Genomic DNA, 17,270 nt, shown 5'->3' on the forward strand with positions numbered 1-17,270 from the left:
CGTCAGACCGGAAAGACAAGCGGCCCCAGGGCTGACAGTCATAAAAAAACCCGCCTGATGGCGGGTTTTTCTGCAAACTCATATAGATCAGACCAGACGCACGTCTATGCTGCCCAGACCCTCGATCACCCCGTGCATCACATCACCACGTTCCACCGAGCCGACACCGGCCGGGGTTCCCGTGAAAATGATATCACCCGGGAACAGCTCGAACAGACCTGACAGATAAGCGATGGACTCAGCGACATTCCAGATCAGCTGATTCAAATCGCCAGTCTGGCGTCGCTCACCGTTGACGTCCAAGGTAATGGCCCCTCGGGATAGATCGCCAATACGGCTACGAGGCACCAGCGGGCCCGTCGGTGCGGAGTGGTCAAAGGCTTTGCCCACTTCCCAGGGACGACCGGCTTTTTTGGCTTGCGTCTGCAAATCCCGACGGGTCATGTCCAGACCCACCGCGTATCCCCACACACATTCAGCAGCCTGCTCCACCGTCAGATCACGCCCGCCCTTGGACAAAGCCACGACGAGCTCGATCTCGTGATGCAGATCCTGGGTGCGGGAAGGATAAGGCATGTCGCAGACTTGGCCGGGCAGCACATTCAAGATGGAGTCGGCCGGTTTGCAGAAGAAGAAAGGATCTTCGCGCCCGGTAAAACCCATTTCCTGTGCATGCTCGACATAATTGCGGCCGACGCAATAAATGCGGCGTACAGGAAAAACCTGCTCACTGTCCTGTACGTTCAGCGCCGCAACCGCTGGCGTGGGGATGACGGTACTCATTTTGCCTGGCCGTCAGCAAAACGCTTGGCGCCGTCTACCAGTTCTTTCTTGGCAGCTTCGATGCCGTCCCAGCCCTTGACCTTGACCCATTTGCCTTTTTCGATGTCTTTGTAGTGCTCGAAAAAGTGCTTGATGCGCTCCAGCTCCTCAGGCTGCAGATCTTCAGGCGACTTCACGTTGCGGTACAGGGGGTACAGCTTGTCGGTTGGCACAGCCAGTAGTTTGGCATCACCACCGCCTTCATCATCCATGTGCAGCACGCCGATAGGGCGGCATGGAATAACCGCACCGATCTGGATGGGGAAAGGAGCAATCACCAGCACGTCAACCGGGTCGCCATCATCCGAAATGGTCTGCGGAACGTAACCATAATTGCAGGGGTAGTGCATGGCGGTCAGCATGAAGCGATCCACAAACACCACGCCGTTTTCGTCAACTTCGTATTTGACGGGGTCCGAGTTCATGGGAATTTCGATGACTACGTTGATCTCGTCGGGCAGTTTTTTGCCAGCTGGTACGTGGGCGAGGCTCATTCGTGCAAACCTTTAAAAATAAAAGAAATTAATCATTGGATCGTCGAGGACGATCCGAAGTTTGAGAGAGATCGACCCCGGGAATGGGAGCCGTATCAAAGTAATCATCCAAATCAGCGGAAGAGCTCAGGCTGTCTTGTTCCGGTTTTGCAGCAGGCACAACAGGCTCTGCAACCACCGGCAAAGGCCGACCCTGATCGGGTAAATCCTCGGCCACGACGCTGGCTGCGTAGGTGTAATGCGGCAGGCCCTCGTCCTGCGAGGGCAGGCTGTCAGCATCGATATGGCTGGGGTCATGACGGGTATCGGCCGCTGGCAAGGCGGTGCTGACGGCTAGAACCGGTAGGGTCCCCGCCATGGACGCGGCCTTGCGCCAGTACGAAACAGCCTCGTCGTGACGCCCCAGGCTATCGTACAGATTACCCAACAAGGCATGATTGCGCAGATCGCCCTGAATTTTCAGACTGCGCAGCAAGTAATGCTCCCCCTGCCCCCACAACTGGCTGGTCAGGCACAAATGACCCAGCGTGGACAACAGAACCGGATTATTGGGCTGACTACGCAGCCATTCCTCGGCCTTGGCCAAGCGACGCCCCACAAACTCCGGCGGACATTGGGCATAGGCTTCGAGCAGACGACTGTCAAAGCTAGCTGCGATTGCTGGCTCCAGGATACGACCGGCTTCTTCGTAATTACCGTCGCGCTCCTGAATCAAGGCAGCCTCCAGGGCCACACCCGGCAAGGTTTTCTCTTCAGACTTCAGATCGGACCACAAGGCCTTGAACTGCTCTGCCCCGCCGGCACGCAATCGAGCGGCAGCCGCAAATTCAATGTGACCTAGCGCCTCTTGGCGTTCAATGCCACTGCGGCGCATCAGCAAGCGAGTCAACTCATACACACGTTCGGCATTGCCTTCTTGCCGATAAGCACGCAACAACAAACGAGTGGCATGCAAATGGCGGGAGCTGGCATCCTGCAAATCCTGAAGCAGCTCGATCGCTTCTTGCGTGCGGTGCTGATCCAGATACAGTTCAGCCGAGGCTACGGCACTGGCTTCTTTCAAACGCACATCATTGCCAGCGGCAGCACGGGCGGCGGCCAGCGCCTGATCACGCTGAGCAATTTGCCCCTGATAATGTGCGGCACGCGCCGCTGCCAAACCGGCCACGACTTTGCTTGACTGCGAGCGGGTCTTGCTCATCAGCTTCATCAGGTCTTTTTCAGCTTGCTCGTAACGACCTTCCAAAATACTGATCCAGCCTGTTTCCAGCAAGGTCTGGTCACGTCGCTGTGCACGGCGTCCCCGCCACAAGCGAAAACGCTCCGGGCCATCACCAAACCAGGCCAGCAAACGCAACAGTACATACAGCACAATGAACAAGCCCAGTATGCACAGAACCACGTAGGTCAATGAAGCACGGGCCAGATAATGCGGAGTCACCAGATAGACATTACCGGCATGCTCGCGCAAGACCAGCGCCAGGGCAACCGCGGCGATAAATAGGATAAGTGTCCAAAACCAGGTACGCATAGTTTACCCCTGCGCCTGAACGGGCGGTTCCGTCTGGGATGAAGCCGCAGAGCCAGACTCAACCGGCTCAGCGACAGGGTCAGTGGGCTCCTTGCTGTCGGGCTGCGCGGATTGAGAGGGGTCAGGCAGAGCGGAATCTGCATCGTTCTGTTCAGTGGCCGAGTCGGGCACACTGTCCTGAAGGCGACCCGCCTGGGCCTGACGCAGGCTTTCAATCGCCGCCAGCGTATTATTGACCGTCGGCAAGCGCGCCCCAATGCGGGTGTCTTGCAACTGCCGTGTCAGGCGCAAGGCTTGCTGAACCTGAACAGACTGCGTGTCAAAGCGCTTTTCCAACGCGGTAGCCACAGCATTGAGCTCTGTTTGCCATACAGCAGACTGATTCATCATCATGGCCAGTTGAGCCGCCATGACACGTAGACGCAAGTTCTCACGCAAGCGGGCAGCCTGATCGGGTGACATCAACAAAGCGGCAGCATCGTCCACGCGTCGGATGGAGACAAATTGTCCCAGATCATGGCTGAGCGATCGCCACGCACTGCTGCCCCACTGTTCAACCGTGTTCCAGCCGCGCTCCCACCAGGGGGCATCTGCGAGCAACTCGGGAGCCGGAGCAACGGCATCAGAGGACAAGTCCAGCGCTTGCGTATGAGCTCCCCCCGCCACATCATCCGGTACCAGCAAGGGAGCTTCCGACACGTAGCGCGAGAGAGTATCGAGTTGACGCGACAGCGAGGCCACATCGACAGTCGCTGCCGCACGCAGACGCTCCAGATCACCATTCAGGGTTTGCTGCAAAGAAGCCAGACCCACCCGATTGGCACGCGCCAACTGGGCCTGGGCGGCTTCCAGAGAAACGATGGCATTGGCCACATTGCCACCGAGCATCAGTTGCTGCTGGGCAATAGTGGCCAGATGATCGATGTCGTTAAGCAGAACCAGCTCAGAGCCGCTATCGGTCATGGTCTGGAAAGCCTGGCTCAGATCATGAAACTGTTCGGTGGAATCCTTGAAGGATTTTTCCAGCTGCTCAAGCTTGTCAGCCTGCCGCTGTGCCAATGCCAGAGCCTGCTGGGCCGTCTGACGCGCTTGTTCCGTGGAATTGATATTGGTCGCCAGTTGAGCCTGCAGCTCAGCCTTGTGCTTGTCCAGCAATGAATTCTGGTACCAAAGACCGGCAGCGGCCAGCACCACAACAACAGCTGTCAAGGCATAGGCCGGACCCGCCGCGCTTTTACGCTTGTCAGGTGCCCTCGTGCTGTCTTGAGGTTCAGAATACGGACGAGGCGCCGCTGTACTGGCTGGGCTGGAAATGGGAGTCCCCGGTTCGCTTGCGGATGCGTTCTCTGTTTTATCGTTCATGGCAAGATTGTAATCCGTGTGAGGCTAATCGCGCGAGAGCACCGCCATCATGGCAGCGACAATGTCATCATCGTCTGGCGTACACCTTTTTACCATTGGTGGCGCTGTGATTCCAGCCTGCAGCAATAAGGACTGTAAATGTTCTTCAATACGCGGATGAATGACCACGTAAGCACACTGCGACCACACATCCGTCAAGCCCAGGCTTTGCACGTTGGCAAATACGGCGTCGGCACTTTGGGAGCTGCTGAGCAAAACAGCCAGGCGGCCTGCCTGCAAGCTGTCACGAATTTGACGGCCCTGCTGCATGCTCCACTTGGCAGGGCTACGCTGGTAAATGGCCAGACGCTGAACCTGAATACCGTGGTTCTCCAACTGCTGCCCCAACCATTCACGACCGCTATGGCCACGCACAATCAGAACCCGCTCGAGTTGTGCGAGTCGGGGCTCCAGAACCGCCCACAAGGCCTCTGAATCCTGCAAGGAATCAACGCCTGCAGGGTGAAGCACGGCTTCCGGGGACACGCCGGGCTGGGCACGCAGACAGGCAGCAGTAGCAAAACCAACGGCAGCCAGCAAGACCTTGTCAGGCCAGTTTTGACCGCGCGCCTGCAAGGCGGCAAAGTAGAACTTGACCGCACTGCTGCTTACAAAAAGCACCAGGTCAAAATCCTTGGGGTCTTGCCATTGCGTTTCGGAGAGGTTTTGCGGCTCCAGGCTCAAGGCGGGCAAAACCAAAGAAGAAAAACCCTGCGCGGCCAGGGCGGCCGACAGGGTTTCGTTCCGTCCCGCGGGTCGGGTCAATAATGCGCAGGGCAGGTTCATGCCGCTTTACTCGCCCTCTGCAGGCTGCTCCGTCAGCAAGCGATCCAGAATGGCTTGAGCACCTTGTCGTTTCAGATCCTCAGCCAGCGACAGTCCCAGTTCTTCCGCATTGTTAGCTGGACCATGAATCTGCGCGCGGTAAACCGTGGAACCATCCGGCTCGGCCACCAGGCCACTCAGAGTCAGTTCGTCGCCATCCAGCGTGGCATACGCAGCCAAAGGAACCTGACAGGAACCACCCAAAGCGCGGGATACAGCACGTTCAGCCAGCGCGCACACATGGCTGGTGGAATGCGCCAAGGGCGCCAGCCATTGGGCCACATCGCTGCGAGTTTTCAGAATCTCGATACCCAGGGCGCCCTGCCCAGCGGCCGGCAGGCTGTCTTCAATGGAGATGTAATCGCGGATACGCTCGGCCAGTTCCAGACGGCGCAAACCGGCCGACGCCAGAATGATGGCGTCGTAATCGCCCCGATCCAGCTTGGACAAACGTGTCTGAACATTGCCACGCAAGGGGCGAATGTCCAGATGTGGATAACGCTCACGAATCTGGGACTCGCGGCGCAAGCTGGAGGTGCCTACGATGGCACCAGCAGGTAAAGCCGCAAGATTGGGATACGTATTGGAAACAAAAGCATCGCGTGGATCGTCCCGTTCCATGATGATGGGCAGATCAAAGGACTCGGGCAATACCACCGGCACATCCTTCAGGGAGTGCACGGCCAGGTGAGCACGGCCATCAAGCAAGGCCGTTTCCAGTTCTTTGACAAACAAGCCCTTGCCGCCCACTTTGGACAAGGTGCGATCCAGGATCTGATCACCACGTGTTGTCATTTCCAACAAGGACACCTTGCACTGCGGATACAGCGTTTGCAAACGGTCGCGCACATGCATGGCTTGCCACAAGGCCAGTTGACTGGCACGCGTGGCAATGACCAATTCTTCTGGAGTAGAAACCACAGCGGTCATGCAGCAAAGTAGCGCACGATGGCGGCTGCAACAATACCGATAATGGCCAGGATTCCTAAGCCCTGTAGCAGGGACAGGCCGCTTTCCTGACCTTTGGCGTCAGAGGATTTAAAAATTGCCATAGAACTATGTTTCCTTGGTAGAACCTTTACGGCGCGCCAGCCATTTGCCCAGCGCCACCACTAATAAGGCACAAACAATCTCGACCCCGAGTTTAACAGGCTGTGGCTGGAGGCCAAATTGATTTTCCACAATCTTGTCCGTGACCAGCATGCCACCGGCAATCCAGCCCAACAAGGCGCCGCCCAGGGTCACCACGACAGGAAAGCGGTCGATCAGCTTGAGCACCAGGGTACTGCCCCAGACAATAATGGGAACGCTGAGCAGCAAGCCAAAAATCACATAGCCCAACTGGTGGTCCAAATGCGCATTCTGCGCCGCCCCGGCAATGGCAATCACATTGTCCAGACTCATCACGAAGTCCGCGATGATGATGGTTTTGACGGCAGCCCAAACAGTGCCACCGCCTTGAATATTGCCATGCTCGTCATCATCGGGCAGCAAGAGCTTGATACCGATCCACAAGAGCAACACGCCGCCCACCAACTTCAGGAAAGGCAGATCCAGCAGGGTCAACGCAAAAAAGATCAGGACGACGCGCAATATAATCGCCCCTACCGTCCCCCACAAGATTCCCTGCATGCGCTGCTGCTTGGGCAGGTTACGACAGGCCAGCGCGATCACGACGGCATTATCACCGCCCAGCAAAATATCAATCAGTACAATCTGAAACAATGAACCCCAATGCAGGGTCTGGAGAAATTCGATCATGGTGTTCCCGTGTCGCTAAAGATGAACTCTCTTTCCAGCCGCTGGACACTTCTTCTTTTTCTGTCGCCGGGCTGTCCCAAGACAACAATGCCCCATCACGCACAAGGCTGAGCGCCAGTGTCGCAGGGGGCTTCTTTTTACGTCATTCAATTCAGCATGAACAGGCTGGCCAGATTCGGGAAGGAATGCGCCGGGTTGTGGTGTTTTTCTTGACGAAACCGGCTGGCCAATCGTGTCGGACTGCCAGGTAGCCGGACAAGGAGCCCGCCTTGGCGGGCCCCCGTACTACTTGTTTACAGCACCGATTTGAGCAACTTGCCCATTTCGGATGGGTTGCGTGTGGTACGAATACCGCAAGCTTCCATCACTTCCAGCTTGGCGTCGGCCGTGTCGGCACCACCGGAGATCAGGGCACCCGCGTGACCCATGCGTTTTCCGGGAGGCGCTGTCACACCAGCGATAAAGCCAACCACAGGCTTGGTCATGTTGTCTTTGGCCCACAAAGCCGCGTTGACTTCGTCTGGACCGCCGATCTCGCCAATCATGATAACGGCATCGGTATCAGGATCGTCGTTGAACATCTTGAGCACATCGATGTGCTTCAGGCCGTTGATTGGATCGCCACCGATACCCACAGCCGAGGATTGACCCAGGCCCAGTTCAGTGACTTGAGCAACAGCTTCGTAGGTCAGCGTGCCGGAGCGGCTAACCACACCGATGCGGCCCTTGCGGTGAATGTGGCCGGGCATGATACCGATCTTGATCTCATCAGGAGTGATCAGACCGGGGCAGTTCGGGCCCAACAGCAACGTTTTGCGGTTTTCAGCGCGCATGCGGTTGCGAACTTCCAGCATGTCGCGAACAGGGATGCCTTCGGTAATGCAGATAACCAGATCCAGGTCAGCTTCAACCGCTTCCCAGATAGCTGCTGCAGCGCCTGCAGGTGGAACGTAAATAACCGACACAGTCGCGCCAGTTTCAGCCTTGGCGTCGGACACGGAGGCGTAGATAGGTACGCCTTCGAAATCCTCGCCAGCACGCTTGGGGTTCACGCCAGCCACAAAGGCTTCCATGCCGTTACCGTATTCACGGCACATGCGGGTGTGGAACTGGCCGGTCTTGCCGGTGATCCCTTGCGTGATGACTTTGGTGTCTTTATTGATCAGAATCGACATTTGCTAATCCTCAACCTTTTCTTACTTGGCGGCAGCGACAACAGCAGTCGCCGCTTCGGCCATGGTGTCAGCACTGATGATGGGCAGACCGGAATCGGCCAGCATCTTCTTGCCCAGCTCTTCGTTGGTACCCTTCATGCGTACCACCAGAGGCACGTTCAGGTTGACGGCCTTGCACGCAGCGATCACGCCTTCAGCGATCACGTCGCAGCGCATGATGCCGCCGAAGATGTTAACCAGAATGGCTTTGACGCCCTTGTTGGCCAACATGATCTTGAAGGCTTCAGTAACTTTTTCGGCCGTAGCGCCACCGCCCACGTCCAGGAAGTTGGCAGGCTCGCCGCCAAACAGCTTGATGGTGTCCATGGTCGCCATGGCCAGACCGGCGCCGTTGACCAGGCAGCCGATGTTGCCGTCCAGCTGGATGTAGGCCAGATCGTATTTGCTGGCTTCAACCTCAGCAGGATCTTCTTCAGCCAGATCACGGAACGCCACGATATCGGGGTGACGGAACAAAGCGTTGCTATCGAAGTTGAACTTGGCGTCCAACGCAATGATGTCGCCCGAGCCGGTCAGGATCAGAGGGTTGATCTCAGCCAGTTCCGCGTCCGTTTCGGTGTAGCACTTGTACAGCTTCTGGAATTCGGCAACCGCCTTGTCGATCGAAGCGTCAGGCACGCCAATACCGCGGGCCAGCTTGGTAGCCTGCTCATTGGTCAAACCGACAGCAGGGTCCACGAACTCTTTCAGAATGGCGTCGGGGTTGCGCTCGGCCACTTCTTCAATTTCCATGCCGCCTTCGCTGGATGCCATCACGGCTACACGCTGGGTAGCACGGTCGGTCACGATACCGACGTAGTACTCTTTCTTGATGTCCGCGCCTTCCTCGATCAGCAGGCGACCCACCTTCTGGCCTTCAGGACCGGTCTGGTGAGTGATCAGCTGCATGCCCAGGATTTCCGAGGCCAGTTGACGCACTTCGTCAATCGAACGAGCCAGTTTGACGCCACCGCCCTTGCCACGGCCACCGGCGTGAATCTGGGCTTTGACAACCCACACAGAGCCACCCAGCTCCTGCGCAGCTGCAACCGCTTCATCGACGGAGAAGGCAGGAATTCCGCGTGGCACGGCAACGCCAAACTGCTTAAGCAGTGCTTTGCCCTGATATTCGTGAATTTTCATGTGATACCTGTCAGTCTAAAAACACAATAAAAAAAGAAGGCAGGAACTCCAGGCCTGAGCCTGAAACCTGACTAAAACAAAAAACTACTCCACCCCATCCGTCACTTTGGGTCGATACCAGACGGGGTAAAACTCCTCAACCACGGGACCGCTCAAGCGCAAGGCATGGCAGCCATCCAGATGGAAAGGCTGCTTGTCGGTACGATAAATTTCTGATTCCCCACTACTGCGACGCCGACCGGCCATGGTCTGCACGGCTGCGGTGGGCAGGACCAGCGCCAGCTCGCTCATGTGCGTACAGCCTGCCGAGCGTCCGAAACGCTCTTTGACACCCTGACGAAATTGCTTGAGCAAATTCAGACCGACCAATTTGCGATAGGCATCTGAAATGGACGAACAGTTGTCCTGGTAGGGAGCTGCGTCATAGACCGCCACGGCATCCACAATGGCAAAGCTGCTGTCGATGGTGACACGCAGATGCATCAGGTGAACAGGATCGCCCGCCTTGTGGGTCTGACCGTTACGGATGGGAAAGTCATAGGACTTGATATCCAGCAACGACGCCTCCAGATCCCAAAGGCCATCTTCCCGTGCGAACGACTGTACCGTGATGGTACGCGTATGCAATGGTTCACGGGCAACGGACGGCGGAGGCAAAGGCATTGATATGAACGAGGCGGCAAGATTGAAACTGATCAAGTATAACGCACCTCGTATGTTCCGTATCAGCCACTTACATAATCTGTAAGCGCATTCCAGGCGGGCCAAACGCAGGTTTCATGCGCGGTGCATCCTACGATATACCAAATTCGCATGAAAAAAACGACCCTTTGCCGGACAAGCCCATCCACCCTGCCTCACCGTTCCTGTGAACTTGGTCAGGTGTGCCGTTTTACCCCCCCTGTCCAGTGCAACCGGGCATTTCCGTTTCCCCGCTGGGGAGCGCGGAACCTGAACGCTTCCGCTCGGCTTGGCCGACTAAAGTGGTCCCCAAGCCTGCCCTAGCCCGATGCGGGGGCACCCACACCCAGATCATGAACAACTGTCATCATCAACACGCTGTGCATCAATAGAGAGCCCTTATCAAGCAGGAGCGAATCATTGACTCTGTATAATTAGTATGAAAATCAGATACGCTGTGTGGAATATGAGTTTTTCTCAACATGCTTGAAATCCGTCACCTGGAGACCCTAAGCGCCATCCGTGACAGCGGAAGCTTGCAAGAGGCCGCCGAGCGCCTGAATGTCACCCAGTCTGCTCTCTCGCACCAGTTGCGCGATCTGGAGTCCCGATTGCACGTGCCACTGCTGAACCGTCGCACCCGCCCCGCCCGCCTGACCACGGCCGCCTTGCGTATCCTGATGTTAGCTGATGACATCTTGCCGCGTGTGCGCGCTACCGAGCGTGATCTGCAGCGTCTTGCCGCCGGGCAAACGGGGCGCCTGCATGTCGCCATCGACTGCCACTCCTGCTTTCAATGGTTGATGCCGGCATTGGATGCCTTCAGACAAGAGTGGCCCGATGTCACACTGGATTTGAGCGCAGCTTTTTCTTTTGCCCCCTTGCCCGCCTTGATGCGCGGGGACCTGGACGTGGTGATTACATCAGATCCTCAGGCCGATCCGGCTGTACATTACGAGCCTCTTTTCCGCTACGAGCTGGTTTTAGCGGTTTCCAGACAGCACCCCTTGTCGCAATATCGCTATATAGAACCGTCTCAACTGGCAGATCAAGTTCTGATTACCTATCCGGTAGAGCGCCACCGTCTCGATATTTTTATGCAATTTCTGACACCAGCCGATGTAGAGCCTGCTGCGCTTCGGCAAGCCGAACTAACCCCTATGATCGTGCAATTGGTGGCCAGTCAGCGCGGAGTGGCGGCTCTGCCCAATTGGGCCTTGACGGAGTTCTTGAACCCGGCCTCAATTCGCACCTGTCGCCTGGGGGAGCATGGTGTGTGGCGAACGCTTTACGCAAGCGTCAGAAGTGAAGATGTGCAAGCGAACTATGTGCAAGCCTTCCTGGCACAGGCACGCGCGACCTGCTTTAAAAGCCTGCAAGGGATTGTGGCTGCTCAAGCGTGACTCATTGACGCCTTGCGGCAAAAGGATAAACCCCGCGGGTCAGATTAAAAATTCAGGCAAGGGGCGGCAGTCAGACATGCCCCAAGCCGAGAGGGTTCAACGTAGGCAAATGGATCGGATTACCGGCAACTGCGCCCCGCAATCACCAAGTGCGCGAGCAATGCAAAAGAGGCAGCTTGCTCAGGCTAGATCGTCTTCCCAGTCGCCCAGGATCTGCTGCAAGATACGACCCGAAAAGCCACGGCTGGCCATGAAACGATACTGCTTTGCGTAACTGCGAGGGTCATCCGGGGGGGCGCTGAACTTCTTGCCCCACACCTGTTTGGCACGCTCCAGCTCAGTTGCCATCAATTCTTCTTTAATAATTTCAGTCTGATGCACATCGACGCCATGCTGGCGAAGCTCTTGCAAAATGACCCGGGTGCCCACCCGCGAGGCGCGCCGATTGACGACGCTGTGCGCAAAACGTTCGTCAGACAGCCACTTTTGCTCGACCAGTGCGTCAAGCAGGGCTTCCACTTCTTCTGCACTATCAGCATGGGGCGCCAAGCGCCGGCCCAACTCCAGACGTGAATATTCACGTCTGGACAGAAAATTCAAGGCTCTGGCCTTAAGCGAAAGCCCCGCCCGTTTGGAGGTCGTTTTCTTTTCTACAGCCGAAGCATCATCGCCAACGCTGGCTGGCTCGCCATTCCTGCCCGAGTTTGTAGATCGGGCAGAAAGCGCAGCGATACGCTCCCTTTGAGCCTGCTTCCGTTCCCGGATTTCTTCCGGATCGGTCTCAAAGGGCTCCTCATCGAACTCAGGAGGAGAGATCAACGATCACCCTCGGGCGCGTCAGCAACAGGCGCAGCTTCGGCACGGCTGACCGTGGTGCTCATCAAGGCTACGCCCAGTTTCTCGCGAACCTTGTTTTCGATTTCACGCGCCAGCTCCGGACGCTCTTTCAGGAATTCCCGCACATTGTCCTTGCCCTGGCCAATCCGGTTGCCGTCGTAGCTGTACCAGGCGCCCGCCTTGTCGACCACACCGGTTTGTACGCCCAGATCGATAATCTCGCCTTCACGCGAAATACCGCTGCCGTACATGATGTCGAACTCGGTCTGTTTGAACGGAGGCGCGACCTTGTTCTTGACCACTTTAACGCGGGTTTCGTTACCCACCATTTCGTCACCGCGCTTGATCGAGCCGATGCGACGAATATCCAGACGCACGGACGAGTAAAACTTCAATGCGTTACCGCCCGTGGTGGTTTCGGGGTTGCCGAACATGACACCGATCTTCATGCGGATCTGATTAATGAAGATAACCGTACAATTGGCACGCTTGATGGTGGCGGTCAACTTGCGCAGGGCCTGACTCATCAGGCGGGCTTGCAGACCAGGGAGGGAATCGCCCATATCGCCTTCGATTTCAGCCTTGGGGGTCAGAGCCGCGACCGAGTCGATGACAATCAGGTCCACCGAGCCCGAACGTACCAGGGCTTCGGTAATTTCCAGGGCCTGCTCACCCGTGTCGGGCTGAGAGATCAGCAGATCAGCCAGATTAACGCCCAGCTTTTGAGCATACTGCACATCCAGCGCGTGCTCAGCGTCAATAAACGCGCACGTTCCCTTGAGCTTTTGCATTTCGGCAATCACTTGCAAGGTCAAGGTGGTCTTACCCGAGGACTCCGGCCCATAAATCTCGATAACGCGACCACGAGGCAGACCACCAACGCCCAAAGCAATGTCCAAACCCAGCGAGCCCGTGGAAACCACCTGGATGTCGTGCTCGACGGTGTCGTCGCCATAGCGCATGATCGAACCCTTGCCGAACTGCTTTTCGATTTGCGACAGAGCGGCGGCCAACGCCTTGGAACGTTCCGAGGCCACTGCTTTGCTGTTTTTATCGTCCATGAAAAATCCTTGACTGTGGAATGGCGCCCCAACGGACGGGCACGACAATTAAAATTCAAACCTCATTATTGCATCAAATTATACTGTATATATACACAGATATTCAAATAAATTAGGCCTGCAGCCTCGTTATCCCCTACTGACCGGCCTGACAGCCTTGTGCCACAATGCCAGCCAGCCATTCAATCATTTGTTTGTGTAGGGTCATGCGCATACTCATAGCTGAAGACGACAGTATTCTCGCGGATGGACTTTCTCGCTCCTTACGCTACGAAGGCTATGCGGTCGATGTCGTGCACGATGGCGATAGCGCCGACTCGGCCTTGCAGCTTCAAAGTTTTGACCTGTTGATTCTGGACCTGGACTTGCCCAAAAAGCCTGGCCTGTCCGTATTGCAGTCCATCCGCCAGCGGCAGGACACGCTTCCCGTGCTGATACTGACTGCCAGCGACACGGTGGAGCAGCGCGTGCGCGGCCTGGACCTGGGCGCAGACGACTATATGTCCAAGCCCTTTGCCCTGACGGAGCTGGAAGCGCGGGTACGCGCCCTGACGCGGCGCAGTACCGGCACCAGCAGCGCCTTGCTGCATCACAAACGGCTGAGCTTCGACCTGAAGGGCCGTATGGCGTATATCGACAATCAACCCCTGGAGCTGTCAGCCCGCGAAACCAGTTTGCTGGAGATTTTCCTGTCGCGCAGCGGGCGCATGATCAGCAAGAACCAGTTCGTGGATCTGCTCTGTGAGTGGGGGGAGGAAGTCACCCCTAATGCCATTGAGGTCTACATTCACCGCCTGCGCAAAAAGCTGGAGCCCAGCGGCGTGCGCATCTTGACTGTGCGGGGCCTGGGATACTGTCTGGAACCGGAAAAACTGCGAGAAGACGCTCCAGCCTAAGCGAAGGGATCGTCCATGCAGCCCGCGTCGCCCCCATCACGTGCCACTGTCGCGCCCGCCCGAAAAAGGCGCGGGGCGCCACGTCCGCTCATCCACAAGATCATGATCTGGATTTTCGGGCCCTTGTTTCTGCTGTGGACCGTGGGCATTGTCATTACCTATTTCATCGCCCAGCATATTGCCAACTCGCCCTATGACCGCACCTTGCGCGATCATCTGGACCTGCTGCGGGTGGAAATCAGCCGCCAGGACCTGAACCAGCCTATTGAGCTGTCGCACGGCGCGCAAACCATTTTGCGGCAGGAAAGTCCCACGCCCACCCTCTGGCAAATCCGCGATGCCAATGGAGCCCCGTTGGCCGGCAATGCCCATTTGCCAGTTCCCGACAGCTGGAGCTATGACACCGACCTGCTGCGTTACCGGGATGTGGTTCTGGACGATCAGAGTCTGCGTCTGGCCTATGTCTGGGGGGGCAAGGACAAAAACAACACGCCTTTTCTGGCGGTTGCCGCTGAAACGAATGAACATAGAGCGGTGCTACACCGGGAAATCCTGATCGGAATGCTGACTCCGCAATTCATTCTTGTGCCGCTGGCAGCCATGCTGGCTGGACTGGGGCTGACGCACGGGCTGGAGCCCCTGAACCTGCTGCAGGCGCGCCTGCGAGCCCGGGCGCCGGGCGACCTGTCGCCTGTGGACCAGGAACAGGCTCCGGCCGAAATTGTGCCGCTGATCGATGCCATGAACGGTCTTTTGGCTCAGCAGGCCCAGTTCTCCGCCACTCAACGACAGTTTGTTGCCAACGCAGCCCATCAGTTGAAAACTCCTCTGGCGGGCATACGCACACAAGCCGAACTGGCCCTGCGAGAGCGGGACCCCCAACAAACGGAAGCCAGCCTGCAACAGCTGGTCCGCGGCACAGAGCGCGCCACGCGGCTGGTCACGCAAATGCTGGCGCTGGCGCGCGCCGAAAGCAGCGATGCCCTTTATGCCCCCACCAAGCAGAGCCTGGACCTGAACACCTTGACTGAACTGCATGTAGGCCAACGGGTGCCGGACGCCCTGAGTCTAGGGCTGGACCTCGGCTTGGAAAACCACCCCAAGGCCATCCTTTTGCAGGCCGATCCGGTGTTACTTGACGAGCTGATCAACAATCTGCTGGACAACGCCCTGATCTACACACCGGCCGGTGGCTGGATCACCCTGCGTACGGGTCAGGCAGCCGGCAAAGGCTGGCTGGAGATTGAAGACAATGGGCCCGGTATCTCCGCGGAGCATCAGTCACGAATCTTTGACCGGTTTTATCGCATCATGGGCAACCAGGCCGACGGCAGTGGTCTGGGCTTGGCCATCGTGCGGGAGATTGCTGACATTCATGGCGCCTCCATCGACTTCATGCCACTGACGGGAGGCCAACCCAGTGGCCTGCGCTTGCGTGTCAGTTTCCCACTGTCTTTGCCTTGGAGAGCCTGAACGCATGCCCCAGACAATCACCAGTGTCGCCTCCCCCAAAACCAAGAACAAACTCGACACCCAGGGACGCAAGGTTATTTTTGCCTCGGCCCTGGGGACCATGTTCGAGTGGTACGACTTCTATCTGTATGGCTCCATGGCGGCCATTTTGGCCCAGCACTTTTTTTCTGCCGTCAACCCGACGGCCGGCTTTATCTTTGCCTTGCTGGCTTTTGCGGCGGGCTTTGCAGTGCGCCCCTTTGGCGCCCTGATCTTTGGCCGCATCGGCGATCGTGTCGGACGAAAGTACACTTTTCTGATCACCATTTTACTGATGGGCCTGTCCACTTTTTTGGTGGGCGTCCTACCCAGCTATGAGGCTATCGGGATCGCCGCCCCCATCATGCTGATCGTCCTTCGTCTACTGCAGGGTCTGGCCATGGGAGGTGAGTACGGCGGCGCTGCAACCTATGTGGCCGAGTACGCTCCCCAGCACCGGCGCGGCTTTTATACCAGCTGGATTCAGACCACGGCATCAGTCGGTTTATTGCTGTCGCTGCTGGTCATCATGGGCATACGCAGTCTGGTCGGCGAAGAAGCTTTTGTCGTCTGGGGCTGGCGTATTCCATTTTTGATTTCCGTGCTGCTGCTGGCCATTTCTGTGTGGATACGGATGAACCTGAAAGAGTCGCCTGCCTTTCAGCACATCAAGGAAGAGGGCACGCTGTCGACCTCGCCCATTACCGAGTCCTTTGGCCGCTGGGCCAATCTGCGCATCGCTCTGCTGGCCTTGTTCGGACTGACGGCAGGCCAGGGCGTGGTCTGGTATACGGGGCAGTTCTACGCTTTGTTCTTCATTACGCAAATGCTGGGACTGCAGGCCACGCTGGCACAAACCCTGATGGTCATCTCCCTCTTGCTGGCCACTCCCCTGTTCATCTTTTTTGGCTGGCTATCCGATCAGGTCGGACGCAAACCCATTATTCTGACGGGCTGTCTGCTGGCTGCACTCACCTACTACCCCGTGTTTCAAGGGCTGGCTTATTTTGCCAACCCTGCTCTGGTGCAGGCCCAACGCAACGCCCCGGTTACGGTCATCACCGATCCGACCCGTTGCTCCTTCCAGTTCAATCCCGTGGGCAGCCATACCTTCACCAGTTCTTGCGACATTGTGAAGTCGTATATGGCCAGCCATGCGGTCAGCTACAACAACGTCAAGGGCGCCCCCGGCCAGGTCGCCCAGGTCCGAATTGGCGATCATGTGATTGATGGCTTTGAGGGTGGGCACCTGAGCCGAGCCGATTTTGCCCGGCACTCGCAGGAACTGAAAAACGAACTGACCGACACCATGCGTCAGTACGGATACCCGGACAAGGCCGATCCCGAACAGGTTAACAAGCTCATGCTGGTAGTCTTGCTGACTTATCTGGTAGCGCTGGTCACGGCAGTCTACGGCCCTATCGCCGCCATGCTGGTGGAGATGTTCCCGATTCGTATCCGCTACACCTCCATGAGTCTGCCCTATCACATCGGCAACGGCTGGTTCGGCGGCTTCTTACCGACCCTGTCTTTTGCCCTGATTGCGCTTACCGGCAATATTTATGACGGCCTGTGGTACCCGATTCTGGTGTGCCTGCTCACCGTCGCCATTGGTGCGCCTTTTGTGCGAGAGACGCGCCATAACGATATCAATCGTTAGCCCTGTCTGCAGGCGGATAGCCTGGCGTGTCGCAAAAAGGCCAGATGGAC

Annotated in this window: 17 protein-coding genes; 4 read left to right on the top strand and 13 right to left on the bottom strand. The window is 57.2% G+C overall.

What is annotated here, in order from left to right:
- Positions 1-87: 87 nt before the first annotated feature.
- The 11 genes from VF694_RS01420 to VF694_RS01470 all read right to left on the bottom strand — a co-directional run bounded on the left by VF694_RS01420 (position 88) and on the right by VF694_RS01470 (position 9,854).
- Positions 88-783 (bottom strand): fumarylacetoacetate hydrolase family protein, encoded by a 696-nt coding sequence (locus VF694_RS01420; RefSeq protein ID WP_440163572.1) that lies wholly within the window; start codon positions 781-783, stop codon positions 88-90.
- On the bottom strand, positions 780-1,316 hold the full coding sequence (ppa, locus tag VF694_RS01425; protein WP_003799543.1) for an inorganic diphosphatase: 537 nt from the start codon (positions 1,314-1,316) through the stop codon (positions 780-782). The genes VF694_RS01420 and ppa overlap by 4 nt, the downstream gene beginning before the upstream one ends.
- A gap of 28 nt (positions 1,317-1,344) precedes the next feature.
- A complete protein-coding gene (locus VF694_RS01430; RefSeq protein WP_440163574.1) occupies positions 1,345-2,847 on the bottom strand; it encodes a heme biosynthesis HemY N-terminal domain-containing protein in 1,503 nt (500 codons plus the stop codon).
- Positions 2,848-2,850: 3 nt separating this feature from the next.
- On the bottom strand, positions 2,851-4,056 hold the full coding sequence (locus VF694_RS01435) for a uroporphyrinogen-III C-methyltransferase (protein WP_440163575.1): 1,206 nt from the start codon (positions 4,054-4,056) through the stop codon (positions 2,851-2,853).
- A 177-nt stretch (positions 4,057-4,233) separates the two neighbouring features.
- Entirely contained in the window at positions 4,234-5,034 is an 801-nt protein-coding gene (locus tag VF694_RS01440; protein ID WP_003799537.1) for a uroporphyrinogen-III synthase, read from the bottom strand.
- A 6-nt stretch (positions 5,035-5,040) separates the two neighbouring features.
- Complete coding sequence (gene hemC / locus VF694_RS01445) at positions 5,041-6,003, bottom strand: hydroxymethylbilane synthase (RefSeq protein WP_003799535.1); 963 nt, start codon at positions 6,001-6,003, stop codon at positions 5,041-5,043.
- Positions 6,000-6,125 (bottom strand): hypothetical protein, encoded by a 126-nt coding sequence (locus VF694_RS01450; RefSeq protein ID WP_003799533.1) that lies wholly within the window; start codon positions 6,123-6,125, stop codon positions 6,000-6,002. Before VF694_RS01450 ends, hemC begins: the two co-directional genes overlap by 4 nt.
- Before the next feature lie 4 nt (positions 6,126-6,129).
- Positions 6,130-6,834, bottom strand: coding sequence for a TerC family protein (locus VF694_RS01455; protein ID WP_003799530.1), 705 nt, complete (start codon positions 6,832-6,834; stop codon positions 6,130-6,132).
- 293 nt (positions 6,835-7,127) lie between these two features.
- A complete protein-coding gene (sucD, locus tag VF694_RS01460; protein ID WP_003799528.1) occupies positions 7,128-8,009 on the bottom strand; it encodes a succinate--CoA ligase subunit alpha in 882 nt (293 codons plus the stop codon).
- 21 nt (positions 8,010-8,030) lie between these two features.
- Positions 8,031-9,191, bottom strand: a complete 1,161-nt coding sequence (sucC, locus tag VF694_RS01465) for an ADP-forming succinate--CoA ligase subunit beta (protein WP_003799526.1) — start codon at positions 9,189-9,191, stop codon at positions 8,031-8,033.
- Positions 9,192-9,275: 84 nt separating this feature from the next.
- Positions 9,276-9,854 (bottom strand): DUF2889 domain-containing protein, encoded by a 579-nt coding sequence (locus tag VF694_RS01470; RefSeq protein ID WP_039942913.1) that lies wholly within the window; start codon positions 9,852-9,854, stop codon positions 9,276-9,278.
- Between the two features lie 500 nt (positions 9,855-10,354).
- Here VF694_RS01470 and VF694_RS01475 point away from each other — a divergent pair, with 500 nt between their 5' ends.
- The gene (locus tag VF694_RS01475; RefSeq protein ID WP_440163578.1) at positions 10,355-11,275 is read left to right on the top strand and encodes a LysR substrate-binding domain-containing protein; all 921 of its coding nucleotides are present in this window, start codon (positions 10,355-10,357) and stop codon (positions 11,273-11,275) included.
- Between the two features lie 180 nt (positions 11,276-11,455).
- Here VF694_RS01475 and recX read toward each other — a convergent pair whose 3' ends face one another.
- Positions 11,456-12,094, bottom strand: coding sequence for a recombination regulator RecX (gene recX / locus VF694_RS01480; RefSeq protein ID WP_440163580.1), 639 nt, complete (start codon positions 12,092-12,094; stop codon positions 11,456-11,458).
- Entirely contained in the window at positions 12,091-13,173 is a 1,083-nt protein-coding gene (recA, locus tag VF694_RS01485; RefSeq protein WP_003799517.1) for a recombinase RecA, read from the bottom strand. Before recA ends, recX begins: the two co-directional genes overlap by 4 nt.
- Before the next feature lie 206 nt (positions 13,174-13,379).
- Between recA and VF694_RS01490 the strand changes: the two genes are divergently transcribed.
- From VF694_RS01490 to VF694_RS01500, 3 genes are all read left to right on the top strand, one after another.
- On the top strand, positions 13,380-14,069 hold the full coding sequence (locus VF694_RS01490; protein ID WP_003799515.1) for a response regulator transcription factor: 690 nt from the start codon (positions 13,380-13,382) through the stop codon (positions 14,067-14,069).
- 102 nt (positions 14,070-14,171) lie between these two features.
- Complete coding sequence (locus tag VF694_RS01495; protein WP_440163582.1) at positions 14,172-15,542, top strand: sensor histidine kinase N-terminal domain-containing protein; 1,371 nt, start codon at positions 14,172-14,174, stop codon at positions 15,540-15,542.
- Between the two features lie 4 nt (positions 15,543-15,546).
- Complete coding sequence (locus VF694_RS01500) at positions 15,547-17,220, top strand: MFS transporter (protein ID WP_440163583.1); 1,674 nt, start codon at positions 15,547-15,549, stop codon at positions 17,218-17,220.
- Positions 17,221-17,270: the final 50 nt, after the last annotated feature.

This window comes from Alcaligenes sp. Lyrl_28, from assembly GCF_051948705.1.
Classification (GTDB): Bacteria; Pseudomonadota; Gammaproteobacteria; order Burkholderiales; family Burkholderiaceae_B; genus Alcaligenes; species Alcaligenes ammonioxydans.